At 66.3% G+C, this 25,821-nt stretch carries 22 protein-coding genes and 1 pseudogene; 4 read left to right on the top strand and 19 right to left on the bottom strand.

Translation table 11 applies throughout. The features are described from left to right. The 6 genes and pseudogenes from EST26_RS09925 to EST26_RS09900 form a co-directional block, all read right to left on the bottom strand. Positions 1–2,033 (bottom strand): biotin carboxylase N-terminal domain-containing protein (locus EST26_RS09925; protein ID WP_291067483.1); only part of this gene is annotated, 2,033 nt, incomplete at its 3' end. 134 nt (positions 2,034–2,167) lie between these two features. Beyond that, positions 2,168–2,962 carry an enoyl-CoA hydratase/isomerase family protein gene (locus tag EST26_RS09920; protein WP_291067491.1) on the bottom strand — a complete coding sequence of 265 codons (795 nt, stop codon included), beginning with the start codon at positions 2,960–2,962 and terminating at the stop codon, positions 2,168–2,170. After that, a complete protein-coding gene (locus tag EST26_RS09915; RefSeq protein ID WP_291067482.1) occupies positions 2,959–3,360 on the bottom strand; it encodes a PIN domain-containing protein in 402 nt (133 codons plus the stop codon). Before EST26_RS09915 ends, EST26_RS09920 begins: the two co-directional genes overlap by 4 nt. Further along, a complete protein-coding gene (locus EST26_RS09910; RefSeq protein ID WP_291067481.1) occupies positions 3,357–3,683 on the bottom strand; it encodes a type II toxin-antitoxin system VapB family antitoxin in 327 nt (108 codons plus the stop codon). The genes EST26_RS09915 and EST26_RS09910 overlap by 4 nt, the downstream gene beginning before the upstream one ends. Before the next feature lie 43 nt (positions 3,684–3,726). Further along, positions 3,727–5,349: a carboxyl transferase domain-containing protein gene (locus tag EST26_RS09905; RefSeq protein WP_291067479.1), complete on the bottom strand. Its 1,623-nt coding sequence runs from the start codon at positions 5,347–5,349 to the stop codon at positions 3,727–3,729. A gap of 44 nt (positions 5,350–5,393) precedes the next feature. Then, positions 5,394–5,654, bottom strand: a pseudogene (locus EST26_RS09900) (AMP-binding protein); the annotation flags it as partial. Between the two features lie 127 nt (positions 5,655–5,781). Between EST26_RS09900 and EST26_RS09895 the strand changes: the two are divergent. Beyond that, positions 5,782–6,849, top strand: coding sequence for an AraC family transcriptional regulator (locus EST26_RS09895; protein WP_291067477.1), 1,068 nt, complete (start codon positions 5,782–5,784; stop codon positions 6,847–6,849). A gap of 138 nt (positions 6,850–6,987) precedes the next feature. Here the strand turns inward: EST26_RS09895 and purH are convergent, their stop codons facing one another. The 8 genes from purH to EST26_RS09855 all read right to left on the bottom strand — a co-directional run bounded on the left by purH (position 6,988) and on the right by EST26_RS09855 (position 14,987). Then, positions 6,988–8,574, bottom strand: coding sequence for a bifunctional phosphoribosylaminoimidazolecarboxamide formyltransferase/IMP cyclohydrolase (gene purH / locus EST26_RS09890; RefSeq protein WP_291067476.1), 1,587 nt, complete (start codon positions 8,572–8,574; stop codon positions 6,988–6,990). Positions 8,575–8,656: 82 nt separating this feature from the next. Further along, positions 8,657–8,893: a helix-turn-helix domain-containing protein gene (locus EST26_RS09885; protein WP_291067475.1), complete on the bottom strand. Its 237-nt coding sequence runs from the start codon at positions 8,891–8,893 to the stop codon at positions 8,657–8,659. Beyond that, positions 8,890–9,927 (bottom strand): tRNA dihydrouridine synthase DusB, encoded by a 1,038-nt coding sequence (gene dusB / locus EST26_RS09880; RefSeq protein WP_291067473.1) that lies wholly within the window; start codon positions 9,925–9,927, stop codon positions 8,890–8,892. The genes EST26_RS09885 and dusB overlap by 4 nt, the downstream gene beginning before the upstream one ends. 193 nt (positions 9,928–10,120) lie before the next feature. Further along, positions 10,121–10,930, bottom strand: a complete 810-nt coding sequence (locus tag EST26_RS09875) for an RNA pseudouridine synthase (RefSeq protein ID WP_291067471.1) — start codon at positions 10,928–10,930, stop codon at positions 10,121–10,123. Positions 10,931–10,934: 4 nt separating this feature from the next. Then, positions 10,935–11,912, bottom strand: coding sequence for a tyrosine recombinase XerC (locus EST26_RS09870; RefSeq protein WP_291067469.1), 978 nt, complete (start codon positions 11,910–11,912; stop codon positions 10,935–10,937). An 11-nt stretch (positions 11,913–11,923) separates the two neighbouring features. Continuing rightward, positions 11,924–12,616 carry a DUF484 family protein gene (locus EST26_RS09865; protein ID WP_291067467.1) on the bottom strand — a complete coding sequence of 231 codons (693 nt, stop codon included), beginning with the start codon at positions 12,614–12,616 and terminating at the stop codon, positions 11,924–11,926. Continuing rightward, the gene (gene dapF, locus EST26_RS09860) at positions 12,613–13,530 is read right to left on the bottom strand and encodes a diaminopimelate epimerase (RefSeq protein ID WP_291067489.1); all 918 of its coding nucleotides are present in this window, start codon (positions 13,528–13,530) and stop codon (positions 12,613–12,615) included. Before dapF ends, EST26_RS09865 begins: the two co-directional genes overlap by 4 nt. Positions 13,531–13,850: 320 nt before the next feature. After that, complete coding sequence (locus EST26_RS09855; RefSeq protein ID WP_291067465.1) at positions 13,851–14,987, bottom strand: hypothetical protein; 1,137 nt, start codon at positions 14,985–14,987, stop codon at positions 13,851–13,853. 388 nt (positions 14,988–15,375) lie between these two features. Between EST26_RS09855 and EST26_RS09850 the strand changes: the two genes are divergently transcribed. From EST26_RS09850 to EST26_RS09840, 3 genes are all read left to right on the top strand, one after another. Next, on the top strand, positions 15,376–15,984 hold the full coding sequence (locus tag EST26_RS09850) for a DUF502 domain-containing protein (protein WP_291067463.1): 609 nt from the start codon (positions 15,376–15,378) through the stop codon (positions 15,982–15,984). Positions 15,985–15,997: 13 nt separating this feature from the next. After that, on the top strand, positions 15,998–18,670 hold the full coding sequence (locus EST26_RS09845; RefSeq protein WP_291067462.1) for a GNAT family N-acetyltransferase: 2,673 nt from the start codon (positions 15,998–16,000) through the stop codon (positions 18,668–18,670). A 98-nt stretch (positions 18,671–18,768) separates the two neighbouring features. Beyond that, positions 18,769–20,193 (top strand): FAD-linked oxidase C-terminal domain-containing protein, encoded by a 1,425-nt coding sequence (locus EST26_RS09840; RefSeq protein ID WP_291067460.1) that lies wholly within the window; start codon positions 18,769–18,771, stop codon positions 20,191–20,193. 131 nt (positions 20,194–20,324) lie between these two features. On the opposite strand, the gene EST26_RS09835 is transcribed toward EST26_RS09840, so the two are convergent. The 5 genes from EST26_RS09835 to mnmG form a co-directional block, all read right to left on the bottom strand. Continuing rightward, a complete protein-coding gene (locus EST26_RS09835) occupies positions 20,325–21,332 on the bottom strand; it encodes a ParB/RepB/Spo0J family partition protein (RefSeq protein ID WP_291067458.1) in 1,008 nt (335 codons plus the stop codon). Between the two features lie 8 nt (positions 21,333–21,340). After that, positions 21,341–21,946 (bottom strand): alpha/beta hydrolase, encoded by a 606-nt coding sequence (locus EST26_RS09830; protein ID WP_291067456.1) that lies wholly within the window; start codon positions 21,944–21,946, stop codon positions 21,341–21,343. A 13-nt stretch (positions 21,947–21,959) separates the two neighbouring features. Continuing rightward, the gene (locus EST26_RS09825; protein ID WP_291067487.1) at positions 21,960–22,745 is read right to left on the bottom strand and encodes an AAA family ATPase; all 786 of its coding nucleotides are present in this window, start codon (positions 22,743–22,745) and stop codon (positions 21,960–21,962) included. A gap of 313 nt (positions 22,746–23,058) precedes the next feature. Further along, a complete protein-coding gene (rsmG, locus tag EST26_RS09820) occupies positions 23,059–23,754 on the bottom strand; it encodes a 16S rRNA (guanine(527)-N(7))-methyltransferase RsmG (RefSeq protein ID WP_291067453.1) in 696 nt (231 codons plus the stop codon). After that, positions 23,751–25,727, bottom strand: a complete 1,977-nt coding sequence (gene mnmG / locus EST26_RS09815) for a tRNA uridine-5-carboxymethylaminomethyl(34) synthesis enzyme MnmG (protein ID WP_291067451.1) — start codon at positions 25,725–25,727, stop codon at positions 23,751–23,753. Before mnmG ends, rsmG begins: the two co-directional genes overlap by 4 nt. Between the last annotated feature and the right edge of the window lie 94 nt (positions 25,728–25,821).

Raw genomic sequence — 25,821 nt, 5'->3', positions numbered from 1 at the left:
GCGGCGATGGTGTGTTCCATCTTCATGGCTTCCATCACCGCCAGCGGCTGGCCTTTCTTGACCGCGTCACCGGCTTTCACCGAAAACGACACCACCTTGCCCGGCATGGGCGCGGTCAGGCGCCCGCCTTCGGCCGCGGTTTCTCCCGCGTGGGCCAGTGCGTCGAGCTCGGTGATCACGGCCGCGCCGAGGTCGCAGAACAGGTGCACGGTTTCGCCGCGCTGCCAGGTCTGCACCGTCTGGCGCTGGCCGTTGAATTGCAGGTCGATCTGGATGCCGCTGTCGGCTGGCAGTGGTTTGAATTCGAGCGTCGCGCTGGTCTTGCCCACGGTCAGTTTCAGGGCACCGTCGTGCAGGTAGGTCAGCGTGGCGGTCAGCGATTCGGCCTGGTATTCAAAGTCGAAGCGGCGCTGCGCCAGGCCAAACGGGCGCCAGCCGTCGGTGCGCGAAAACGGGTCCTGGCCCTCCCCGGCCTTTTCGTGCACCAGGGTCTGGGCCACGGCGGCGGCCACGGCCAGGTTCAGCCCCACCTTGTCCTGGTGGAACAGCACGCCCGCTTCGCGCGGGATCAGCGCGGTGTCCAGATTCGCCTGCGCAAACGAGGGGCTGGCCACGACGTGGCGCAGGAACTGCACGTTGGTGGACAGGCCGACGATGCGCGTGGCCGCCAGCGCGGCATCGAGCTTGGCCAGCGCCTCGGCGCGGGTGCGGCCGTGCACGATCAGCTTGGCGACCATGGAGTCGTAGAACGGGCTGATGGCGTCGCCTTCGCGCACGCCTGAGTCCACGCGCACCGGCAGCGGAGCGGCGCGCGAGCCCTCTCCCAGAGGGAGAGGGGGCAAGAATTCGGTGCACGCTGGCAGGCGGTAGACATCGAGCCGACCGGTGGCGGGCAGGAACTGCTTGTCCGGCGTTTCGGCGCAGATGCGCGCCTCGATGGCGTGGCCGTGCATGTGCAGTTGCTCCTGCGTCAGTGGCAGCGGTTCGCCGCTGGCCACGCGCAGCTGCCACTCCACCAGATCGAGGCCGGTGATGGCTTCGGTCACCGGGTGCTCGACCTGCAGCCGCGTGTTCATCTCCATGAAATAAAACCTGACCCCCACGCTCCCCGCTGCGCGTGGTTCGCTGCCCCCCGAGGGGGCTGCGCCACCTTGGGGCGGCCCGGCGGTGGCGCTCCCATGCGCCTCGTGCAAGCCCTCCACGATGAACTCCACGGTACCGGCGCCCACGTAGTTCACCGCCCTGGCCGCCGCCACCGCAGCGGCGCCCATCTGCGCGCGCAGCTCGGGCGTCATGCCCGGCGCGGGCGCTTCTTCCAGCACCTTCTGGTGGCGCCGCTGCACCGAGCAGTCGCGCTCGAACAAATACACGCAGTTGCCGTGCGTGTCGCCAAACACCTGGATCTCGATGTGGCGCGGGCGCTGGGCGTATTTCTCCACCAGCACGGCGTCGCTGCCGAAGCTGTTGATGGCCTCACGTTGGCACGAAGCGAGCGCGGCGGCAAAGTCCTCAGCCTTCTCCACCGCGCGCATGCCCTTGCCGCCGCCGCCGGCGCTGGCCTTGATCAGCACCGGGTAACCGATGCGGTCGGCCTCGCACTGCAGCAAGGCGGGGTCTTGATCCGCGCCGTGGTAGCCCGGCACCAGCGGCACGCCAGCGCGCTCCATCAATCGCTTGGACTCGGCCTTCAGGCCCATGGCCTGGATGGCGCTCGCGGGCGGGCCGATGAACACCAGACCGGCCTCGGCGCAGGCGTTGGCAAAGGCTTCGTTCTCGCTCAGGAAACCGTAGCCGGGGTGGATGGCCTGCGCGCCGGTGGCCTGGGCGGCATCGAGGATGCGCTGCCACTGCAGGTAGCTGTCTTTCGGCGCGCTGGCGCCGATGTGCACCGCCTCGTCGCAGGCCGCCACGTGTTTGGCGCTGGCGTCGGCGTCGGAATACACGGCCACGGTGCGCAGGCCCATGCGGCGGGCGGTGGCGGCGACGCGGCAGGCGATTTCACCGCGGTTGGCGATCAGGATTTTTTTAAACATGGTGTGCCTCCTTAACGTGAGAGTCGGGCCGCGACTCACTTCGCTCCCCTCTCCCGTGTGCGGGGGAGGGGTTGGGGGTGAGGGAGAACGGGCAGGACTTTCATTTTTTGGGGCGCCTTTCAAAGTCATGCCCGTTAACCCAGCCAGTTCGGTTTGCGTTTTTGCAGGAAGGACTGAACGCCTTCCTTGCCCTCGGTGCTGGCGCGGATGTCCGCTATGCCTTGCACCGTACGGTGGATCAGCACCGCGTCAATCTCTTGCTCGGCCACGTCCTGCACCAGTTGCTTGCAGGCACGCACGGCCACCGGGCCGGCGCTGGCTAGCGCTTTCACCAGTTCGTCCACCTTGGCGTCGAGTTGCTCGACCGGCACCACCTCGTGCACGAAGCCGATGCGGTGCGCCTCGGCGGCACTGAAACGCTCGGCCGTGAGGAAGTAGCGGTGCGCGGCGCGCGCCCCCATGGCCCGCGCCACGTAGGGGCCAATGGTGGCCGGTATCAGGCCCAGCTTCACCTCGCTCAGGCAGTAGCCGGCCGTGTCCACGCTCACCGCCATGTCGCAACAGGCCACCAGACCCATGCCACCGGCGACCGCATCGCCCTGCACACGCGCCACGGTGGGCTTGGGACAGGCGTAGATCACCCGCAGCATCTCGGCCAGATGGCCCGCATCGACCACGTTTTCTTCGCGTGTGTAGTCGGCCATGCGGCGCATCCAGTTCAGGTCGGCCCCGGCGCAGAAGGCCGGTCCCACGGCGGCCAGCACGACGGCGCGCACGTCGTCGCGTGCGCCGACGGATTCGAACGCGGCCTTGAGTTGCTGGATGACCTCGTCGTTGAAGGCGTTGCGCAGCTCGGGGCGGGTCAGCGTGATGCGGGCGATGCGGTCTTGCACCGTGACGGTGAGGGCTTGGCTCCCTGCGCTGCTCATTGCGGCCATGTGTCCAGCCCTCCCAGGGTTTTGAGCGATTCAAAATCGGCGTCGCGGTGCAGCAGCCTGTGGCCGTGGGTGATGCAGTAGCTGGCGAGCAGCACGTCGATGGGGCTGCGCACGGTGCGACCCGATTCGCGCAGTCGGCGGTAACGCTCAGCGGCTTGCAGCGCATGCGTTGCGCCACCAATGGCCACTTGCGGCAGGGCGCCCATCAGCGCTTGAGCCTCCCACATCAGTGGGCCCTCTCGAAATCCGCGCATGACCTCAAACAGCACCAGGTCGGCCATGCCGACTTCGAAGCTGGAGTCGCCCAGACATTGAGCGAGGGCGACACTCGCTGCACCCCGCTCACCGCGAAAGAAGTCGATCCAGACACTGCTGTCCACCAGAATCATGGGGACTTACTCCGCTTGCCAGGCTTGGCGCGACTCTCGATGGCGCGGGGCTGTCTTGTCTTGGCAGCGGACTTGACCTCGTAGCTGACAGCAGGCTCCTGCGCGGCGACTTCCAGCAGCGCGCCTTCTTCGCGCGCTTTCGCCCAAGCTTCGTCCGAGTCGTCCCACTGAAGCTTGCCGCGCAGGGCCAGCAAACCCTCATAGACCTTGCGCCGTTTGAGCAGCCTAAGTCCCTCTTCGACCGCCTCTTTCTTGGTCTTGAAATCGCCGCTGGCCATGACATCGGCCATGAGCTTGTCGTCGATCACGATGTTGGTCCGCATGGAGAAACCTCTCAATGTGTATGAATCAATAGAATCATACACATCACATGCGAAAAAGTCCAAACTTCGTCTCGGGAATCGGCGCGTTCAGCGAAGCCGAGAGGCCCAGCGCCAGCACGCGGCGGGTGTCGGCCGGGTCGATCACGCCGTCGTCCCACAGCCGGGCGGTGGCGTAGTAGGGGTGGCCCTGCACCTCGTACTGCGCCTTGATCGGGGCCTTGAACGCCGCCTCTTCCTCGGCGCTCCACTGTCCGCCCTTGGCCTCGATGCCGTCGCGCCTGACGGTGGCCAGCACGCTGGCGGCCTGCTCGCCGCCCATGACGCTGATGCGCGCGTTCGGCCACATCCACAAGAAACGCGGGCTGAAGGCGCGGCCGCACATGCCGTAGTTGCCGGCGCCGAAGCTGCCGCCGATGATGACGGTGAACTTCGGCACCGCGGCGGTGGCCACGGCGGTCACCATCTTGGCGCCGTGGCGGGCGATGCCTTCGTTTTCGACCTTGCGCCCGACCATGAAGCCGGTGATGTTCTGCAAAAACACCAGCGGTGTCTTGCGCTGGCAGCAGAGTTCGATGAAGTGCGCGCCCTTGAGGGCAGACTCGCTGAACAGGATGCCGTTGTTGGCGATGATGCCGACCGGCATGCCTTCGATGCGCGCGAAGCCGCAGACCAGGGTGGTGCCAAAGCGCGCCTTGAACTCGTCGAAATCGCTGCCGTCGACAAGGCGCGCGATGATCTCGCGCACGTCAAACGGCTTTCGGGTGTCGGTCGGGATCACACCGTACAGCTCTTCGGCCGGGTACAGCGGCGCCACCGGGGCCATCGTCGCAATCGGCAGCAGCTTGCGCGCATTGAGGTTCTTCACCGCCTGGCGCGCCAGCGCGAGCGCGTGCAGGTCGTTCTGCGCCAGGTGGTCGGCCACGCCCGATAGGCGCGTGTGCACGTCGCCGCCGCCCAGGTCTTCGGTGCTCACCACCTCGCCGGTGGCGGCTTTGACTAGCGGCGGGCCGCCCAGGAAGATGGTGCCCTGGTTCTTGACGATGATGGTCTCGTCGCTCATGGCCGGCACATAGGCGCCACCCGCCGTGCACGAGCCCATGACCACCGCAATCTGTGCGATGCCCTGCGCGCTCATGTGGGCCTGGTTGAAGAAGATGCGGCCGAAATGGTCGCGGTCGGGGAACACCTCGTCCTGGTTCGGCAGGTTGGCGCCGCCCGAGTCCACCAGGTAGATGCAGGGCAGCCGGTTCTGCTGCGCCACCTCTTGTGCGCGCAGGTGCTTCTTCACGGTGAGCGGGTAGTAGGTGCCGCCCTTCACCGTGGCGTCGTTGCAGACGACCATGCAGTCCACGCCGCTGACGCGGCCGATGCCGGCAATGACGCCGGCGCAAGGCGCGCTGTCGCTGCCGTCGCGGTCCGGGTACAGGCCCATCGCGGCCAGCGGGCTGAGTTCGAGGAAGGGCGTGCCCGGGTCCAGCAGCATCTGCACCCGCTCGCGCGGCAGCAGCTTGCCGCGCGCGCTGTGCTTGGCGCGGGCGGCCTCGCCACCGCCGAGCGTGGCCTTTTCAACCTGCGCCTTCAGGTCGTCCACCACGGCGCGCATGGCGGCGGCATTGGCCTGGAAGTCGGCGGAGCGGGCGTTGAGTTTCGTCTCGAGTGCGGGCATGGTGTTCTCTGGTTCAGGCGGTCGTTCAGGCGGTTTTTTGTTCGTTCGGCTGTGCGGTAGGCCGGGTTGATGTTGACCAGCACCAGGCCGACCCTGGCCGTCGCCAACTGCATCAGCACCCACTCGACGTTGTTGTGCGACCAGATGCCGATGCGTTCGCCCGGTCGCAGGCCCAGCCCCAGCAGCGCGCTGGCCAGCCGGTCCACCTCGGCCGCCAGCGCGGCGTAGCTGTAGCGCCGTCCCTGGTGCACGCTCACCAGCGGCACGTCGGTGCGGCCCTTCGCGTGGCTCAGCGAGATGTCCATGGGTGTGTCTCCTGGGGTTGCGGCGTTCTGCTCGCACCGGACTGCATGCGCAAGCATAGGCGTCTTGCACCGCCAGCGCTTGCCAGAATGGTTGCAAATCACGCCACCACTCGGGCACACTCCAGGCATGCCCAGCCTGCGTGCAACACCCGCCAGCCGGTCCGACTGCCGTAGCGACCGGGCGCTCACCCCCATGGCGTTCGTGCAAGCCATCGTGACCGCCTACCGGCAGCGCGGACTGAACCCCGCGCAGGTGCTGGCGCAGGCACAGATTGCGCCAGCGCATGTGTCCCATGCTGCAGCAAGCATCAGCGCCGCGCAGATGGAAGCCCTCTGCGGCGCCGCCATGCAGGAACTCGACGACGAGGCCCTGGGCTGGTTTGGCCGCGCCCTGCCCTGGGGCAGCTACGGCATGCTGGCACGGGCCTCGCTGTCGGCCCCCACGCTGGGTGTGGCGCTCAAGCGCTGGTGCCGCCACCACCACCTGCTGGCCGACGACATCACCCTGTCGTTGCGCACCGAGGTCGACACGGCGAGCATCGGCATCGACGAACACCGCCAGCTCGGCCCCGACGGCGTGTTGCGCGAGTTCTGCCTGGTCTCGGTGCTGCGCAACGTCCACGGCCTCGCCAGTTGGCTCATCGACTCGCGCATTCCGCTGCTCGGCGCGAGCTTCCCGTTCGCCGCGCCGCCGCACGTCAGGGCCTACCTGGTGCTGTTCGCCGGCCCCACGCTGTTTGAAGCGCAGCAGGCTGCCATCCACTTCGATGCGCGCTACCTGGCCCTGCCGATCCAGCGCGACGAAGCGGCCATGAACCAGATGCTGCAGCGCGCCCTGCCATTGACCGTGCACGCCTACCGGCGCGACCGCCTGCTGGTGCAGCGGGTGCGCCAGGTGCTGCGCCACCAGCCGCTGGCGGCCCACAACGCACACGCTCTGGCCGCCTTGCTCCACACCTCGGCCCGCACCCTGCACCGTCAACTGAAGCAAGAAGGCGCGTCCCTGCAGTCGCTCAAAGACGAGGTGCGCCAGCAGCGCGCCACCGAACTGCTGCAACGCACGCAACGTCCGATCAAGCAGGTGGCGCAGGCGGTCGGTTTTGAGAACGAAAAGAGTTTCAGCCGCGCGTTTCGCGGCTGGAGCGGTCAAAGTCCCAGCGAATGCCGCGCGGCCCGAAGCGGGATGGCGGGCTGAGCAGCCGGCCGCCTCTTAACGTGAGAGTCGGGCCGCGACTCACTTCGCTCCCCTCTCCCGCGTGCGGGAGAGGGGTTGGGGGTGAGGGAGAACGGGCATGACTTTCATTTTCCGGGGTGGCTTTCAAAGTCATGCCCGTTAGTGCCGGAAGTGGCGCACGCCGGTCAACACCATCACCACGCTGCGTTCGTCGGCGGCGTCGATCACTTCCCTGTCGCGCAGCGAGCCGCCGGGCTGGATGACACAGCATGCGCCCGCGTCCAGCACCACGTCGAGTCCGTCGCGAAACGGGAAGAAGGCGTCGCTGGCAACAGCCGTGCCCTGCAAGGACAAATGGGCGTGGCCGGCCTTGATGCTGGCGATGCGGGCCGAATCGAGCCGGCTCATCTGGCCCGCGCCCACGCCCATGGTCATGCCGTTCTTGCAGAACACGATGGCGTTGCTCTTGACAAACTTGGCCACCTTCCAAGCGAACAGCAGATCGTCGAGCTGTTGCTCGGTGGGCTGCAGCCGGGTCACGACCTTCAGATCAGCACGCTGCAACACGCGGCTGTCGGCGCTTTGCATCAGCAAGCCCGAACCCACGCGCTTGATGTCACTGCGGTTTTGACCCTGCGCCCAGACGCTCGGGCCGCCCGGCGGCAGCGCGATTTCAAGCACCCGCAAATTGGCTTTGGCCTGGAAAAACGCCAGTGCCTCGGGCGTGTAGCCCGGCGCCAGCAGCACCTCGACGAACTGCTTGCCAAGCGCTTGCGCGGCTGCCAGATCGACCGGGCAGTTAAAGGCGATGATGCCGCCGAAGGCGCTGGTCGGGTCGGTCTGGAAGGCCTTGTCGTAGGCCGCCAGCGCATCTGAACCGAGCGCCACGCCGCAGGGGTTGGCGTGCTTGACGATCACGCAGGCAGGCACATCGAAGCTCTTGACACATTCCCAGGCCGCGTCGGCGTCGGCGATGTTGTTATAGCTCAGCTCCTTGCCTTGCAGCTGCCTAGCCGTGACCAGCGAGCCCGGAGCCGGGTACAGGTCGCGGTAGAAGGCGGCGCTCTGGTGCGGGTTCTCGCCGTAGCGCAGGTCTTGCAGCTTGACGAAGCGGCCATTGACCTGGCCCGGGAATTCAGCGCGCTTTGGCACGCGGGCGCCCTCGTCGAATTCGATCGACGCGAGGTAATCGCTGATCGCACCGTCGTACTGGCTGATGCGGTTGAACGCGGCGACCGACAGGGCAAAGCGCGTCTTGTCGCTCAGCTTGCCCTTGGCTTTGAGTTCGTCGATCACGGCCGGGTACTGGGCCGCGTCGGTCAGCACCGCCACGTCGTTCCAGTTCTTGGCCGCGCTGCGCACCATGGCCGGGCCGCCGATGTCGATGTTCTCGATCGCGTCTTGCAGCGTGCAACCGGGCTGCGCCACGGTGGCCTCAAACGGGTAGAGGTTGACGATCAGCAGGTCGATGGTGTCGATGCCGTGCGCCTTCAAGGCGGCCATGTGCTCGGGCACATCGCGGCGCGCCAGCAGGCCGCCGTGCACCTTGGGGTGCAGGGTTTTCACGCGGCCGTCGAGCATTTCGGGAACAGCCGTCACCTCGGCCACTTCGGTCACGGGCAGGCCCTTCTCGGCCAGCAGCCTGGCGGTGCCGCCGGTAGAGATCAGGGTCACGCCCAGGGCGTGCAGGGCTTGGGCCAGTTCGACGATGCCGGTTTTGTCGGAGACGGAAATGAGGGCGCGCATGGGGGTTTGGGTGTGGGTGGGCAACGATTGAGGGGTTTCGGGTCGGGCGCAAAGCACGCGCGCAGCACGGCGGCTGCCTGCATCAAAGCAACTGGTGTTCCAGCAGTTTTTTGCGCAGCGTGTTGCGGTTCAAGCCCAGCCACTGCGCCGCGCGCGACTGGTTGTGCTGCGCTTGCTCCATCACCACTTCGAGCAGCGGTTTTTCCACCGCCTTGACCAGCATCTCGTGCAGACCGGCCGGGTCGGTGCCGTCGAGGTCACGAAAATAATCTTCCATGCTGGCGCGCACGCAATCGTGCAGATTGTGGGTCTTGCTCATGCCGCCATTCTCCAGTCTTGCGGTGGGTGGGGATGCGAAGCGTAGGCGCTGTCCCAGTGATCGAAGCTCTCGCTGACGCAGCGCAGTTGTGCCTCGGCGTCAGTCAAGGCGTTGATGCGGGCGCGAAACTGCTGCACCGCCGCCGCAGGCAGCGGCAACGACTGCGCGTACCAGCCCAGGTGTTTGCGCGCACTGCGCACGCCGCCTGACTCACCGTACAACTGGTAATGATCGAGCAGGTGTTCGAGCAGCCAGGTCTTGACTTCGCTCAGGCTGGGGGGCGCCAGCAGCTCGCCGCTGGCCAGAAAGTGTGCGATCTCCCGAAAAATCCAGGGCCGGCCCTGCGCCGCGCGGCCTATCATCAGGGCGTCGGCGCCGCTGCGGCGCAGCACCTCGCGCGCGACCTGCGGGCTGTCGATGTCGCCATTGGCGACCACCGGAATGCGCAAGCGGCTCTTGACCAACGCTACGGTGTCGTGTTCGGCTTGGCCGCGGTAGCCCTGCTCGCGGGTGCGACCGTGCACGGTAATCATTTGCACGCCGGCGTCCTCGGCGGCCAGCGCCAGCGCGGGTGCGTTGCGCTGCTCGGCGCTCCAGCCGGTGCGCATTTTGAGCGTGACCGCAACGCCGTGCGGCGTGCAGGCCGCCACCACCGCCTGCACGATGTGCAGCGCCAGCGCCGGGTCTTGCATCAGCGCCGAACCGGCCCACTTGTTGCACACCTTCTTGGCCGGGCAGCCCATGTTGATGTCTATGATTTGTGCGCCCCGGTCGATGTTCAAACGCGCTGCATCGGCCATCATGGCTGCGTCGGTGCCGGCAATTTGTACCGCTATCGGCGCAGCCTCACCCTCGTGGTTGGCGCGCCGCGCGGTCTTCAGACTGCATTGCAGATCGGGGCGGGAAGTGATCATCTCGCTCACCGCGTAGCCCGCCCCCAGGCGCTTGCACAGCTTGCGAAACGGCCGGTCCGTGACGCCCGCCATAGGAGCCACGAACAAGGCATTGGGTAGGATAAAAGCCCCGATGTGCATGACAGTGAAGAATGGAGACGCGCGGGTGCCAGCGCGCAGAACCGGCAAAGCGCACGGGAGTGGCATTGTAGCTGCCTGTTTTTTCAGCAGATGGGATTCAAAACCGGCTCATCGTCTGGGCTGTGCCGACTCAGCCTAACGGGCATGACTTTGAAAGGCGCGCAAACTGCGCGGTCAACTGCCGGATTTAGGCTCAGAAGCGTTCGTTGTCGCACAGATAGCGCCACTGCCCCGGCACCAGCCCGGCCAGCGCAACGCGCCCCAGACGCAGCCGCCGAACGGCGTTCAAGCGCAGGCCGGCGCGCTCGGCCAGGTGTTCGACCTGGCCCGCCAGCGTGCCCTTGATCGCCAGCCGCAACCGCAGCTCGCTTTGCCAACTGGCGCGCGCGCACGCCAGCGCCCGGCCGTTAAAAAACAGCGGCTGCGCCAGCGATTGGCACACTGCCGCGCGCCGGGCCGGGTCTTGCAAGCCGGGGTCGGCCGCCACTTCGAGCAGCCACTCGTGCTCGATCGGGGCCGCCTCGTCCAGCAGCTTGCGCGCCACCCCGGGGTTCTGGGTGAACGCCATCAAGCCGCTGGCCATGGGCTGCAGCGCAGCCAGCGGCAGCAGCTTGCGGTGCTGCGCTTGCAGCACGCGCAGACCCGAGCGATCAGCGGGACAGCGGTGTTCGGGGGCAAACAGCAGCGCCGCCACGGCCTCGGGCAGGGGCGCGCCGGCGGGCAGCGCCTGCCCGGCCGGTTTGTGCCACAGCAAGGTGAGCCCGGCCAGCGCTGGCGGGCGCGCCTGGGCGTCGATCGTCACCGTCTGCTCGTCGCGTACCCGTGCCTGCGGCAGCTCGACCGGTACCCCATCGACCCGCACTGAGCCGGCAGCGATGTGGCGCTCGGCGTCGCTGCGCGAACACGGCAACTGCGCCGCCAGCCGTTTGGACAGGCGCTGTCCGCTTGCCGGGACGGCGGCGCTGCGGGCTGGCGCAGGTTGGATGAGGGGTGTTTTTGCCATGGGTTCAATCGGTCTTGCCGTTGCGGCGCAACAGCGCGCGCGGATGCGCTGCGTCGTACACCCGCGCCAGGTGCTGAAAGTCGAGCCGGGTGTACACCTGTGTGCTGCTGATGCTGGCGTGGCCCAGCAGCTCTTGCACCGCGCGCAGGTCGCCGCTGGATTGCAGCACGTGGCTGGCGTACGAGTGGCGCAGCATATGCGGATGCACCGGTGTGCTCAACCCGGCCAGTCGCGCGCGGCGCTTGAGGCGCACGCGAATCTGCTGCGGCGACAGGCGCTGGCCGCGCGCGCCTATGAATAGCGCGGCGTCGGTGCGCGCCCAGGCCGGGCGCAGCGCCAACCAGTCGGCCAGCGCGGCCAGCGCGGCGCGCCCGAGCGGCACGCTGCGCCGCCTGCCGCCCTTGCCCAGCACCTGGGCCAGTTCGTCTTGCACGTCGATCCAGCCGCGCGCGCTGGCACTGGCTGCCACGTCCAAGCCGACCAATTCACCGATGCGCAGGCCAGCACCGTACAGCAGCTCGGTGCTGCAGCGGTCGCGCGCCTCCCGCACCGGGTCAGCGCCGGTCTGCACGTGGGCGGCCAGTTGCACCGCCTCGTCCACCGCCAGCGCCTTGGGCAGCGGGCGGCCCGCCCGGGGCGCGCGCAGGCCCTGCGTCGGGTTGTGCTGGAGCAGGCCCTGGCGGCCGAGCCAAACGTAAAAACCGCGCCAGCCCGACAGAATCAAGGCGATGCCGCGCGCGCTGCGCCCGCCGCTGTGCATCTGCGCCACCCAGCGGCGCAAGCGCGCGCCGTCCACCTGACGCAGACCGACCTGGGCCGCACGCGCATATTGCTGCAGCTTGTCCAGATCGAGGCCGTAGAGCGTCAGCGTGCGCTCGGCCAGCCGTTTTTCTACCCGCGCGTGCTGCAAGTAAGCGTGCACCAGGACGGCATCGTCGGCGTCGCACAGTGTCTGCACGCCAGACCCTGGCAGGGCGTTCATCGGTGCTGCCCTCAAGCCGGACACAGGCGCAGCAGCGCGGCGCTGGCGAGTTCACCGATGCGTTCGAGCAAGTCGGTGCCCATGTCGGCGGCGAAACGCCGCGCGTCGGGGGACGCCAGCACCAGCAGGCCAAACGCCTGTGGGTTTTGTGCCGCCGGCGCAGCGCGCAAGGGAATCAGCGCCAGCGAGGCAGCCGCCTGTGGTTCGGCCAGCCACTGAGCGGCTTCCAAGCCGGGGTTGGCGCCGCAGTACGGACGCATGAGCGACGCCGCAAAAGTCATCAGGTCGTCGCTGACGCCTTGGGCGAAGGGTTCGGCGGCAAACTCGGGCCGCACCGCCCAGACCTTGAGCGCCACCTGCGGCAGACCGAACTGCGCCGTCAACTCGCGTGCCAGCAACGCCGGCAAGGCCTTGGCATCGGCGCTGCGCAGCAGCGCGCAGGTCCAGGCGTGCAGCTTGTCGGCCAGCGCGCTGTTCTCGTGGCCGTGGCGAATCATCTCGACCGCCTTGATCTCCAGGCCCTTGATCTTGTCACGCAGCAGCACGGCCTGGCGCTCTTGCAGGCTGACCGCACGCAGGCCGTGCGGGTTGCTCAGTTGTACCGCTGCCAGCAAGCCGGCGTGGCGCTCGAAGAAGTCGGGCGTATTGGCCAGGTAATTGGCAATGTCGTCTTCGGTGATGGGGGCAATGGGTTCGTTTTTCATGCTCTGCTGGGGCTGTGAAGCGGTGCCGCGCCGGGCAACTCGGGGTGTTCGGGCACGTCGACCACGCCTTCGAACACCGTGCTGGCCGGGCCGCTCAGGCGCACCGGCTGCTCGTGCGCCGGGCTGTCGCGCCATTCGACGCCTAGGGTGCCGCCGCGGGTCTGCACCTGTACCCGCTGCTCGAGCAGGCCCAGGCGTATGCCGGCCACCACAGCGGCACAGGCGCCACTGCCGCAGGCCAGGGTTTCACCAGCGCCGCGCTCGAACACGCGCAGGCGCACCTGCTGACGGCTCAACAACTGCAGAAAGCCGACGTTGACGCGCGCCGGGAAGCGGGGGTGGTTTTCGATCAGCGGCCCCCAGTGCGCCACCGGTGCCTGATCCACATCGTCGACCAGCAGCACCGCGTGCGGATTGCCCATCGACAGCACCGCAGCCAGCGGCGCAGGATCGGCGGGCCCTGCCAGCGGCCAGCGCTCGAAGTTGCCCATCGGCTGGGCAATCAGTCCCTGCGCGTCAAAGGGCACGCGCGCGGGCTCGAACACCGGCGCTCCCATGTCGACGCGGATCAGACCGTCGGCGCCCAGCCAGAGTTCGAGCACGCCGCTCTTTGTCTTCACGCGCACCGGGTTGGCATGGCTCAGGCCTTTGTCGCGCAGATAGCGCACGAAGCAGCGCGCGCCGTTGCCGCAGTGTTCGACTTCGCCACCGTCGGCGTTGTGAATCACGTATTCGAAATCGAGCCCCGGGCCGGGCGCGGGCCGCACGCTCAAAATCTGGTCGGCCCCGACACCGAAATGCCGATCGGCCAGCCAACGGTACTGGGCCGCGCTCAGGCCGAGCAGGGCTTGCGTCTCGTCGAGCAGCACGAAATCGTTGCCTGCGCCCTGCATTTTGGTGAATCGAATCTGCATGGCTGGCATTTTGACATCCTCCCCAGCCTGAAGGCCGGAGATTGCTACCGAGCCGCGCATGAGAAGCCTGCTGCATAGGCACTTCGGTGGGTTCTTGCTGTGCAGCAGGGTACGCGCTTGGGTCTTGCGACCTGGGCACGTCTTGTCGACATTGGGTCAGAAAGCTGCGGTGCAGCGCCCATCGCGGTCATTCGCCAGTACATCGAACAGCAGCAGACCCCGCACCAAAGTCAAAAACTCATCGAGCAAGGCATGGAAGGCTTGCGGCTGTCCTGCAGCGATCAGGCATTTCCGAGCATCTTGCGCCACGGCAGGCGGTGCTACATGATCTTGGCGAGTTCGAACATCACCGCCGTCCCCAGCGCTTCGCGGATGTTGCCGCGCCCAACCCTGGCCATGGAAAACTCCTCTAGGCCAGATATGTCGAACGCGTTGTCGTCGGGCGATATCTCGATGAAGGGCAAGTCCAGCACTTCGCGCAGCACATCGCGCCGGAAGGCCTCGAACTCTTCGTTCATCAGATCGATCAGCTCGGCGTCGACCACCATGAGTTGCGGCACGCGGCTCTTGACGGCCTGGCGCGCCTGCGCGAAATTGAGCACACTGTCAGATGAAATGCCAATCTCACGCAGGGCTTCGCGCGCACTGGCGCGCACCTGCAGGCTAGACGAGACCGTCAGCACATAGGTGCCCATGAGGGACTTGAACATCGACGACTGTTCGTCGGAGAACTCCACCGCCGCAATGCCGTCCACCGCCTGCACCGTGCGACTGAACAGCGCACTCAGACTGACGCCCTCAGCGTTGATCTGGCGCTCGACGGCAATCCCGCCCGCTGCCAGCCTGATCTGGCGCAGCAGCAGCCAGCTCGGACTGTCGACAGCAGCGTTGCTCGACGGCGGCAGGCCGTCGTTGGAGACCCGCAGCAAAAGTCGCGCCTGATGCGGCCAGGTATTCATATCCATGCGCACGTCGATCCGGTTGCCAAATGGCAGGCCCCAGTCGAGCACGGCGTTGACGAAGGTATGCACCAGGGTCGGGTCGATCAGCACATCAACCGGTTTGAGCTTGCGCCGCAGCGCAACGCCCAACAAAAGCAGATCCTTCCTGCGCTCTTGCAACACGCCTTCGATCAGCTCGGCCAGGTTGACTTTTTCGTGTGATTGACGAAACCGTCCGGTATAAAAGCGGTTGATCTGCTGCGCACCGACGCCGGCGTTTTTGACCCGATCGAGCGGCACACCGAGTGCGCCGTGCTCAAGCTTGCTGATGCTGCCCTTGGCCAGCAACAGGTCGATCTGGTTTTGCAAGGCGCTAACGCCCTCGGTGATCTGATCGGCCAGACCCGAAACCAGGGTCGGCCAGTGCTGGTCGAGCGACCAAGTGCCGGATTCTCCGGCAGCCGATGCCGCGGCAGACTCGGGAACCGACAGATGTTTTTTGGATTCCGAAAGCATAAGGGAAGACCTTAAACGTAATCAAATCGCAAAAATTTACTCATAACTAAAGCTCAATTGTAATACTTTTTCTGCATTATGCAAGTCTTCGTTATCTTTTGCTTGCGCGCGAGTCAGGCACGCCTGTCTTTCATATTTAACGTGAAAGTCGGGCCGCGACTCACTTCGCTCCCCTCTCCCGCGTGCGGGAGAGGGGTTGGGGGTGAGGGAGAACGGGCAGGACTTTCATTTTTTGGGGCGCCTTTTAAAGTCATGCCCGTTAGCGCCCCAATGCCCTGGCGGGTTTCTGAACACGCGCTGCGCCGCACCCAGCGCAGCGCGCCAGCTTGGGCTGCTATGCTGCCCTTCAACCCGTGCCCCCTCTCCCCTGCCACCTGACCGATACGCCATGAAACGCCTCTCGCTCTATTTTTTCCGCGGTCTGGTGACTTTTTTGCCGCTGGTACTGACAATCTACCTGCTGTACCTCTTTGTGACCTGGACCGAAGACACCGTCCTGTGGTTGGTGCGGCCCCTCATTGGCGACCTTTACCTGCCCGGTGCCGGCATTGCGCTCGGTGCGGCGCTGATTCTCACGCTGGGCTTTTTGATCTCGCAACCCTACGCCGCACGCCTGCTGTCTTGGATCGAACTGCCGTTTACCAACCTACCGGTGGTCAAGAGCATCTACTCGTCGCTGAAAAACTTTGCCGACTACTTTGCGCCACAAGAAAAAGACCGCCAGCAAGTGGTTCTGCTGCGCCCGCCCGGTCATGAGATATCCATCGTCGGTCTGGTCACGCGCCAGTCCATGCGCGGCCTGCCCAAGGGCCTGGCTGAACTGCCGGATCATGTCGCGGTTTACCTGCCCATGGGCTACATGATCGGCGGCTACACTGTGTTCGTCCCGCGCGGTTGGACGACCCCGATCGACATGTCGGTCGAGGCCGCCATGCGCTCGGCCCTGATCGCCTTCATGGCGTCGGCGCGCAAAGACTCCGGACAAAACCAATCATGAGAGAAGCCGCAAGATGAGCATACGCCACCTCGACGCCTTGTTCGCCCCCAACTCGGTAGCGGTGTTCGGCGCCTCCGAACGCCCGCACAGCGTGGGTGCGACCGTCTGGCACAACCTGCGCAGCGGGGATTTTCGCGGCCGGCTCTACCCGGTCAATCCCAAGCACGCCACCCTAAGCGGCATGCCCTGCTTTGCCACTGTGGACGCGCTGCCCGAAGCACCTGATCTGGCCGTCATCTGCACCCCGGCCGCCTGCGTGGTCGATCTGATCGACGCGCTCGGCGCACGCGGCACGCGCGCGGCCATCGTCATCAGCGCCGGCCTGGGTGCGGCAGAAAAAAAGGCCATGCTGACCAGCGCGCGCCGCCACACCTTGCGCATTCTCGGCCCCAACTGCATCGGCATGCTGGTGCCGCACCTGGGCCTGAACGCCAGCTTCGCGCACATAGGCGCGCAGCCGGGCGAGATTGCCTTCGTCTCGCAGTCGGGGGCGCTGGTCACCGCCATGCTCGATTGGGCCGCCGCGCGCGGTATCGGTTTTTCGCACTTCATCTCGCTCGGCGAGCGCGCCGATGTGGACTTCGGCGACATGCTCGATTTCCTCGGCAGCGACCCGAAAACCCGCGCCATCCTGCTCTACATCGAGTCCATCGACGAGAGCCGCAAATTCATGTCGGCCGCACGCGCGGCGGCGCGCAACAAACCGGTGATCGTCGTCAAGGCCGGGCGCTCCCGTGCGGGCCAGGCCGCTGCCGCCTCGCACACCGGCGCGCTGGCCGGTTCCGACGCGGTGTTCGACGCGGCCATCGCCCGCGCCGGCATGCTGCGCGTGCTCACCCTGCCCGACCTGTTCCTCGCCGCCGAAACCCTGGCGCGTTTTCGCGACGGTCCTTCGGGCAGCCTCACCGTGCTCACCAACGGCGGCGGTGCGGGCGTGCTGGCGGCCGACGAGGCCTCGGCCCTGGGCGTGCCACTGACGCAGCTGGACGCGTCCATGCTCCAGCGCCTCAACGGCGTGCTGCCCGCCAACTGGTCGCACGCCAACCCGGTGGACATCATCGGCGACGCGCCCGCTCCGCGCTACGTGGCCGCGCTCGACGCGCTCGCGCAAGACACCGGCAGCGCCGTGCTCTTCATCCACGCGCCCAGCGCCATCGTGCCCAGCGCCGAGATTGCCCAGGCCCTGTTGCCGCTGGTGACCGCCGCGCCCAAACGCGTGCTCGGCTGCTGGCTCGGTGACGGCGCAGTGGCCCAGGCACGCCAGACCTTCCGCGACGCCGGCGTGCCCGACTTCAACACGCCCGAAGACGCGGTGCGCGCCTTTTCCTTCTTGCGCAGTTACCGCCTGAACCAGGAAGAGCTGCTGCAGACGCCGCCCCGGCGCAACGCCGCACACGCGCCCGACCTGAGCGCCATCCGTGCCATCGTGGACGCGGTGCTGGCCGATGGCCGTGAACTCTTGACCGAGCCCGAGGCCAAGGCCCTGCTCGGCGCCGCCGGCCTGCCGGTGGTGCCCACGCGCGTGGTTGGCGCCAGCGCCGACGAAGCGCAAGCCGCCGCCGACGCCCTGGGCTATCCGGTGGTGATCAAGATCCTCTCGCACGCCATCAGCCACAAGAGCGACGTCGGCGGCGTGCGCCTGAACATCGGCAGCGCCAGCGAACTGCGCGAAGTCTGCACCAGCATGCTGGCGCGCGTGCGCAAGCTGCGGCCCGACGCCGACGTGCAGGGCTTCACCGTGCAGCCCATGGTGCGCCTCAAGCACGCGCACGAGCTCATCGTCGGCGCCAGTGTGGACCGGGTGTTCGGCCCGGTCATCCTGTTCGGCGCCGGTGGCACGGCGGTGGAAGTGCTGGCCGACCGCGCGCTCTCGCTGCCGCCGCTCAACACCCCGCTGGCGCTGGCGCAGATCGCGCGCACGCGCATCGCCCAGTTGCTCCGGGGCTACCGCGACGAGCCGGCGGCCGACATCGATGCCATTGCCCAGGTGCTGGTGAGCGTGTCGCAGCTGCTGGCCGAGGTGCCCGAGATTGCCGAGCTCGACATCAACCCGCTGCTGGTGAACCACGAGAGCACTGTGGCGCTCGATGCGCGGGTGCGCGTGTCGGCCCGCAAACCGGCCGGAGCGGCGAACTTCGCCATCCAGCCCTACCCGACCGAGCTGGTCGAGTCCTGGGACTGGAAGGGACAGCCGGTCACGCTGCGCCCGATCCGTCCGGAAGACGGGCCGCAGCACCGCAGCTTCCTGGAAAAACTGGCCCCGCAAGACATCCGCCTGCGCGTTTTCCACAGCCGCCGCAGCATCGAACCCAGCGAACTCGCGCGCCTCACGCAGATCGACTACGCGCGCGAAATGACCTTCATCGCCACCCGCTGCACGGCCGACGGCGGCGAAGAAACCCTGGGCACGGTGAGCGCCAGCGCCGACCCGGACCGGCAGGTGGCCGAGTTTGGCATCAGCGTGCGCTCCGACCTCAAGGGCGCCGGACTGGGTCGGCGCTTGCTGCAGAAAATGATCGATCACCTGCGCGCCAACGGCACCCGGCGGCTGGTCGGCACCGTGTTGTGCGCCAATACCGCCATGCGGGCACTGGCGCGCGAGCTGGGTTTTCAAGAAGCGCCCGACCCCGACGACCCGGGCGGATTTGAAACACGGCGCATCACGCTCGAGCTGCAACAGCCTTGAGCTGAGCCTCGTTGCGGCCCTGGCGGCGCAAGCGGCGCTGAACTACACTGCGCCTACACCCCTCCGGCGAGCGCGCGCCGGCGCACCTGGAGACCGCCATGAATACCTGCGTCCACCCTGGCGTGCAGCGCCCCGGCACCGCGCCGCGCCCGCTGCCGCTGGTGCTGCGCACGGCGCTGGAAAACCGTTTCGGCGCCCCATTCAGCACCGCCCGTGCAGTGCGCGAGCAGCACGGGCGCGACGAATCGGCGTTCGACCTGACGCCGCCCGACGCGGTGCTGTTTGCCCAGAGCACGCAAGACGTGGCCGACGCGGTAACGCTGGCGGCCCGGCACCGGGTGCCGGTGATTCCTTTTGGTGCCGGCTCCTCGCTCGAGGGTCATGTGTTGGCGGTGCAAGGCGGCATCAGCATCGACCTGGGCCGCATGAACCAGGTGCTGGCCATCAACGCCGAAGACCTGAGCGCCACGGTACAACCCGGCGTGACGCGCAAGGCGCTGAATGAGGCGCTCAAGAGCGAGGGGCTGTTTTTCCCGATCGACCCCGGAGCCGACGCCTCCATCGGCGGCATGGCCGCCACCCGCGCCTCGGGCACCAACGCCGTGCGCTACGGCACCATGCGCGACAACGTGCTGGCGCTGCAAGTGGTCAGCGCCAGTGGCGAGGTGATTCGCACCGGCACGCGGGCAAAAAAGTCCAGCGCCGGTTACGATCTGACGCGCTTGCTGGTCGGCAGTGAGGGCACGCTGGGTATCTTCACCGAAATCACGCTGCGCCTGTACCCGCTGCCCGAGTCGGTGGCGGCCGCGATCTGCTCGTTTCCCAGCATCGAAGCCGCGGTACGCAGCGTGATCCAGTTGATCCAGCTCGGCATTCCCATTGCGCGCTGCGAACTGCTCGACGCTGGCAGCGTGCGCGCGGTCAACGCGCACAGCAAGCTCACGCTGCGCGAAGAGCCGCTGCTGCTGATGGAATTTCACGGCACGCCGGCCGGCGTGCAAGAGCAGACCGCCAGTGCGCAGGAAATTGCCAACGAATGGGGTGGACAGGCGTTCGAATGGGCCAGCACGCCCGAAGCGCGCAGCCGCCTGTGGACGGCGCGGCACAACGCGTACTTTGCCGCCATCCAGAGCCAGCCGGGTTGCCGTGCCATCACCACCGACACCTGTGTGCCGATCAGCCGCCTGGCCGACTGCCTGCTCGATTCACTGGCCGAAGCCCAGGCCAGCGGCCTGCCCTATTTCCTGGTCGGACACGTCGGCGACGGCAATTTCCACTTCGGCTACCTGATCGATCCGTCCAGCGCCGAACAACGCCAACTGGCTGAAAAACTGAACCAGCAGTTGGTGGCGCGCGCGCTGCGCCTGGGTGGCACCTGCAGCGGCGAACACGGCGTGGGCCTGCATAAAATGGACTTTCTGCTGAGCGAAGCCGGGGCCGGAGCGATTCAGATGATGCGCGCCATCAAGCACGCGCTCGATCCGAACAACATCCTGAACCCGGGCAAGATTTTCCATTTTTAGCGGCGCGCCGGACAAGCCTTTTCCACCCGAACCCCTGTTCAAGATCGGCTCCAGCGCAAATTCCTGGCGCAGCACAGCGGCAGCGGGCAGGGCGTGCGCTCATGGGGCAATGCGGCAGACTGTCACCGCTTTCAATCGACCTGGCCGCCAAGCCGCTCGATCAGACCATTGAGCTCTTCGAGCGAGCCGAACTGAATCGCGATTTCGCCCAGTTCCTCGATGCGACCGTGGCGTCGGACGCGCTTTTTCACCCGCACCTCAACCACGGCAGCGAGCACGTCGGACAGCGCCTCTTCGACCCGGCAGACGTCGCGCGACTTCTCTTGTTGCAACTTCTGCGGCATCGGGGCGCTGGCGGCGCCGATCTTTTTCACCAGCACTTCGGCTTCACGCACCGACATGGCTTTGGCCGCGATCTGGTTGCCGGCCGTGATCTGGCTCGCCTTGTCCAGCGCCAGCAAGGCGCGCGCGTGCCCCATGTCGAGATCTCCTGCCAGCAACATGGTCTGCACCGGTTCGGCCAGTTGCAGCAGGCGCAGCAGGTTGCTGGTGGCGCTGCGCGAGCGGCCCACGGCCTGCGCCGCCTGCTCGTGCGTGAGACCGAATTCCTGCACCAGCCGCTGCAATCCCTGTGCTTCTTCCAGCGGATTGAGGTCTTCGCGCTGAATGTTTTCGATCAGCGACATGGCGGCGGCAGCCTCGTCGGGCACGTCGCGCACCAGCACCGGAATCCGGTCCAGGCCAGCCAGCCGGGCGGCGCGAAAGCGCCGTTCGCCGGCAATGATTTCATACAAGGGTTGCTTCGGATCGTCCGGCGGCGCAGCCTCCAACACGGGCTGCGGCCCCTGTGTAGCGTCTTGCGCGCGGCGCAGCCGCGTCTGGCCGTCGCTCAGACGACGAACGAGAATCGGCTGCATGATGCCCTGGGCCTTGATGCTCTCGGCCAATTCGTAGAGTGCGCCCTCGTCCATGCGCGTGCGCGGCTGGTATTGCCCAGGCACCAGCGCAGCCAGCGCCAGGCTGGTTGGCGTTTGCAGGCGCTCGTTTTCCAGCGCCTCGGGCGAGACGGCTTGCGCCACGCCGGGGCCCAGCAAGGCTTCCAGCCCGCGGCCCAGACCTTTGGGTTTTTTGCTCAGCATGGACGGCCTTATTTCGTATGAATGCTCACACTGGCTGCGCCAGGGCAAACCCAATCGACCCTGCCAGCCGGGTTCTGCCGATCCAGCAGCGCCAGCAGGCAAGCGTGTCCCTGTGGCCAGTCACCCAGCCCCGTTTCTGCGTTGATGTGGCCGGCCAGACCCATGTCGAGCAGCTGCGAACCCCAGTCCTTGGCAAAACCCTGCGCGCGCTCGAAAGGGCAGTACGGGTCGTTGCGGCTGGCGATCAGGATGCTGGGAAATGGCAGGCGCACACGCGTGACGGGTGACCAACTGGGCAGCACGCTGCGCAAAGCCTCGCGCTCGGCGTCGCCGGGCGCCACCAGCAGCGCGCCCTGGACGCGCTGCTGGTGGCGCGAAACCTGCGCCCAGGCCGCCGTGAGAATGCAGCCCAGGCTGTGCGCCACCAGCCACACCGGGCCATCGCAGCTCAGCACGACTTCTTCCAGCCGCGCGACCCAATCGCCGCGTTTGGGATGCAACCAGTCGTGCTGTTCCACCCGGCGGTAGCCGTGTGCGGCCTCCCAGCGGCTTTGCCAGTGCCTTGGGCCGCTACCGTGCCAGCCGGGCAGGATCAATACGTTTTCTGGTTTCACGTGGAACAAGGCCTCAGAGCTTACCGACACGCGCCACCATTTCGCGCGCAAACTCGACGAAAGCCTGACTGCCTTTGGCCGACGGGTCGAACACCACGCCGGGCAGGCCGTAGCTGGGCGCCTCCGCCAGGCGCACGTTGCGCGGGATGACGGCGTCGAACACCTTGTCGCCAAAATGGTCCTTGAGCTGCTCGCTGACCTGCTGCTGCAAGGTGATGCGCGAATCAAACATGACGCGCAGCAGTCCGATGAGTTGCAGGTCGGGGTTCAGGTTGGCGTGCACCTGCTTGATGGTGTTGACCAGATCGGTCAGGCCTTCGAGCGCAAAGTACTCGCACTGCATGGGGACGATGACGCCGTTTGCACTGCACAGGCCGTTGAGCGTGAGCATAGAGAGACTGGGCGGGCAGTCGATCAGCACGAAATCGTATTCCTTGTCCACCGCGACCAAGGCCTGCTTGAGCCGCTTCTCGCGCCGCTCCACGTCCACCAACTCCACCTCGGCACCGGCGAGCTCGCGGTTCGCGCCCAAAATATCGTAGCTGCAACCCGCCTCGATCAGCTTTTCGCTCTGGACGCGCGCCGCGCTGATGGTGGCCGATTCCAGCAGCACATCGTAAAGGCTGAGTTTGAGCTGGCGCTTGTCAACCCCCGACCCCATGGTGGCATTGCCTTGCGGATCCAAGTCCACCATCAGCACACGCTGCCCCACCTGGGCCAGTCCGGCGGCCAGATTGACGGTGGTGGTGGTTTTGCCCACACCGCCCTTTTGATTGGCAACACAGAATATTTTTCCCATCAGGTCTTGCTCATTTCGGCGAAACAGGGCGAGTTTTACGCCCAAACCCATCCAACAGATCCCGGCAAACCAGTTCAAATTCACGCTGCCGGATGGGCTGGCGCGCAATCGTTCAATCAGCAACGGCTTACCCGCAATCACACCCGCAGCCGCGCCCAGTTCCGCGCGCACGCCGCCCTTGCTGGTCAACGTGGTGAGCACCAGAATACCCGGCCCGGAAACGGGCAGGAACAACATCATGGTGACGACGAACACGCCGCAGTCGGCAACGCCACGCATGGACAATGGCTCTCAATGAGTGGGGAAGTGTACGTCAAGCCCTGGCGATGTCGGCGGCTGGGATGCTTGCAGCAGAGGCGCGCTCACGCAGCCAGACCAGACAACGCTGCGCGTCCAGGCCAGGCACCTGCACCTGTTCCACGTGAAACACCTCGACCCACGGGGCCGCTGCCGCCAGCGCCTGCAATTCATCCGCCGGGTACTTGCCCTTCATGGCCAGCCAGACCGCACCCGGATTGAGCGCTGCGCGCGACCAGGTGACAAAGTCTGGCAGCGCGGCAAAAGCGCGCGAACACACCAGGTCGAAACCAGCCCCCTCGTCTGGGCGCAAGCTCTCGACACGTGCATGCAAACCGTGCAAATTCGTCAGCCCGAGCGTGCTTGCCGCCTGTTGAATGAAGGCCGCTTTCTTGGCTACGGCATCGACGCAAGTCACATCCGTCTGCGCACAGGCAATGGCAATCACGACGCCCGGCAAACCGCCACCGGAACCCACGTCGAGCAAACGCAGCGGCCGCCCGCCGGTCTGGCGCAGCAGCGGCGCCAGCGCTGCCAGACTGTCAAACAGGTGATGCGTCAGCATCTCGTGCGGCTGGCGCAGCGCCGTCAGGTTGTAAACCCGGTTCCACTTTTGCAGCAAATCCAGGTATTCCAGCAGGCCAGCCTGCTGCGCCGGACTTAGCGTCAAGCCCAGGCTTTGCAAACCAGTCGTCAAAGCCGAGCGACTCATGCCGACGCCTGATCTGATGCCACTGACAGCGCTGCCAAGCCTTTGCCGCCACCCTTCTTCAGATGAATCAGCAACAAGGAAATGCTGGCTGGCGTGATGCCTGAGATGCGCGCAGCCTGGCCCAGCGTCTGCGGCCGGTGCTGCGCCAGCTTCTGCCGCGCCTCGATCGAGAGTGCGCTGACCTGAAAATAGTCCAACTGGTCCGGCAGACGCAGGTTTTCATAATGTGCCGCACGCTCGACCTCGCTCTTTTGTCGCTCGATGTAGCCCGCGTACTTGGCCGCAATCTCCACCTGCGCCAGCACCGGCGACAGCAAATCACCCAGTGTTTCACGTGAAACCATGGCGCTGGCATGCCTTGCGCCGTCCAGGCTCATCAAGTCGGCGTAGGACACGCCCGGGCGTCGCAGCAGGTCGAACAGACTGTGTTCGTGTTCGATTGCCTTGCCCAGCACCCGCTCGGACTCGGCCGTCGGCAGCGTGCGCGGGTTGACCCAGGTGGCCTTGAGTCGCTCGGTTTCAAGCGCAATCGCGTCGCGCTTGCGGCTAAAGGCGTCCCAGCGCTCGTCATCGACCAGTCCCAGGCGGCGCCCAATCTCGGTCAGCCGCAGGTCGGCGTTGTCTTCGCGCAATTGCAAGCGGAATTCGGCCCGGCTGGTGAACATGCGGTAAGGCTCGCTCACGCCCTGTGTCACCAAATCGTCCACCAGCACGCCCAGGTAAGCCTGGTCGCGCCCGGGGCACCAGGGCGCCTCGGCCCTGGCCTGCAGCGCGGCATTCAGTCCAGCCAACAGGCCTTGCGCCGCCGCTTCTTCGTAGCCGGTGGTGCCGTTGATCTGGCCGGCGAAGAACAAACCCTGAATCTGTTTGGTCTCGAAACTGCTTTTGAGCGCGCGCGGGTCGAAATAGTCATACTCGATCGCGTAACCGGGCCGCAAGATGTGAGCGCCCTCCAGCCCAGCCATGCTGCGCACCAGCGCCAGTTGAATGTCGAACGGCAAGCTGGTGGAAATGCCGTTCGGGTAGACCTCGTGCGTGCTCAGACCCTCGGGTTCAAGAAAAATCTGATGACTCGGTTTGTCGGCAAAGCGATTGATTTTGTCTTCCACGCTCGGACAGTAACGCGGCCCTACGCCTTCGATCTTGCCGGTGAACATGGGGCTGCGGTCAAAACCGCTGCGAATGATGTCATGCGTGCGGGCATTGGTGTGCGTGACCCAGCACGGCAACTGCGGCGGGTGCTGTTCAGGCCGCCCCAGAAAGCTGAACACCGGCACCGGTTGCGCGGCGTTCTGGCCGCCGGGCATGCCGTCGCCGGGCTGCACGCTGCAGCGTGCATAGTCGATGCTGCGGCCGTCCAGGCGCGGCGGTGTTCCGGTTTTCAGGCGCCCCTGCGGCAGCTTGAGTTCTTTCAGTCGCGCCGAAAGAGAAACCGCCGGCGGATCGCCGGCGCGCCCGGCGCCGTAGTGGTTCAGGCCGACATGAATTTTCCCGTCCAGAAAAGTGCCTGCCGTCAGTACCACGCTGCGGCCGCGAAACTGCACGCCCACCTGTGTCAGCACGCCGGCCACGCGTTCGCCTTGCAGCAGCAGGTCTTCCACCGCTTGCTGGAACAGCCACAAATTCGGCTGGTATTCCAGCCGACGACGAATCGCCGCTTTGTACAACACGCGGTCGGCCTGAGCCCGGGTGGCACGCACCGCCGGGCCCTTGGAGCTGTTGAGAATGCGAAACTGAATTCCGCTCTCGTCGGTGGCCAGCGCCATCGCGCCGCCCAGCGCATCGACTTCCTTGACCAAATGACCCTTGCCAATGCCGCCTATCGACGGGTTGCAGCTCATCTGACCCAAAGTCTCGATGTTGTGGCTCAGCAGCAGTGTGCTGCAGCCCATGCGCGCGGCTGCCAGTGCGGCCTCGGTCCCGGCATGACCGCCACCGACGACGATGACGTCAAACTCTTGCGGATACAACATGGCGGCCACTCTCCCGGGCCGACGCGGGCCCACTGATGCAAGGGGGTGCCCGAGCGCTTGCAGGCTGCGGGCCAAGGAGCGATTTTCCCACCTT

Origin of the sequence: Hydrogenophaga sp. (assembly GCF_014773545.1) — a bacterium.
Taxonomy (GTDB): domain Bacteria; phylum Pseudomonadota; class Gammaproteobacteria; order Burkholderiales; family Burkholderiaceae_C; genus Hydrogenophaga.
This window is presented reverse-complemented; position numbering and strand designations above follow the sequence as displayed.

Bases quoted from the DNA above. Each gene is read 5' to 3' on its own strand.
- EST26_RS09920 (WP_291067491.1), bottom strand. From the start codon at position 2,962: ATGAGCAGCGCAGGGAGCCAAGCCCTCACCGTCACGGTGCAAGACCGC.
- EST26_RS09915 (WP_291067482.1), bottom strand. From the start codon at position 3,360: ATGATTCTGGTGGACAGCAGTGTCTGGATCGACTTCTTTCGCGGTGAG.
- EST26_RS09910 (WP_291067481.1), bottom strand. From the start codon at position 3,683: ATGCGGACCAACATCGTGATCGACGACAAGCTCATGGCCGATGTCATG.
- EST26_RS09905 (WP_291067479.1), bottom strand. From the start codon at position 5,349: ATGCCCGCACTCGAGACGAAACTCAACGCCCGCTCCGCCGACTTCCAG.
- EST26_RS09895 (WP_291067477.1), top strand. From the start codon at position 5,782: ATGCCCAGCCTGCGTGCAACACCCGCCAGCCGGTCCGACTGCCGTAGC.
- purH (WP_291067476.1), bottom strand. From the start codon at position 8,574: ATGCGCGCCCTCATTTCCGTCTCCGACAAAACCGGCATCGTCGAACTG.
- EST26_RS09885 (WP_291067475.1), bottom strand. From the start codon at position 8,893: ATGAGCAAGACCCACAATCTGCACGATTGCGTGCGCGCCAGCATGGAA.
- dusB (WP_291067473.1), bottom strand. From the start codon at position 9,927: ATGCACATCGGGGCTTTTATCCTACCCAATGCCTTGTTCGTGGCTCCT.
- EST26_RS09875 (WP_291067471.1), bottom strand. From the start codon at position 10,930: ATGGCAAAAACACCCCTCATCCAACCTGCGCCAGCCCGCAGCGCCGCC.
- EST26_RS09870 (WP_291067469.1), bottom strand. From the start codon at position 11,912: ATGAACGCCCTGCCAGGGTCTGGCGTGCAGACACTGTGCGACGCCGAC.
- EST26_RS09865 (WP_291067467.1), bottom strand. From the start codon at position 12,616: ATGAAAAACGAACCCATTGCCCCCATCACCGAAGACGACATTGCCAAT.
- dapF (WP_291067489.1), bottom strand. From the start codon at position 13,530: ATGCAGATTCGATTCACCAAAATGCAGGGCGCAGGCAACGATTTCGTG.
- EST26_RS09855 (WP_291067465.1), bottom strand. From the start codon at position 14,987: ATGCTTTCGGAATCCAAAAAACATCTGTCGGTTCCCGAGTCTGCCGCG.
- EST26_RS09850 (WP_291067463.1), top strand. From the start codon at position 15,376: ATGAAACGCCTCTCGCTCTATTTTTTCCGCGGTCTGGTGACTTTTTTG.
- EST26_RS09845 (WP_291067462.1), top strand. From the start codon at position 15,998: ATGAGCATACGCCACCTCGACGCCTTGTTCGCCCCCAACTCGGTAGCG.
- EST26_RS09840 (WP_291067460.1), top strand. From the start codon at position 18,769: ATGAATACCTGCGTCCACCCTGGCGTGCAGCGCCCCGGCACCGCGCCG.
- EST26_RS09835 (WP_291067458.1), bottom strand. From the start codon at position 21,332: ATGCTGAGCAAAAAACCCAAAGGTCTGGGCCGCGGGCTGGAAGCCTTG.
- EST26_RS09825 (WP_291067487.1), bottom strand. From the start codon at position 22,745: ATGGGAAAAATATTCTGTGTTGCCAATCAAAAGGGCGGTGTGGGCAAA.
- rsmG (WP_291067453.1), bottom strand. From the start codon at position 23,754: ATGAGTCGCTCGGCTTTGACGACTGGTTTGCAAAGCCTGGGCTTGACG.
- mnmG (WP_291067451.1), bottom strand. From the start codon at position 25,727: ATGTTGTATCCGCAAGAGTTTGACGTCATCGTCGTCGGTGGCGGTCAT.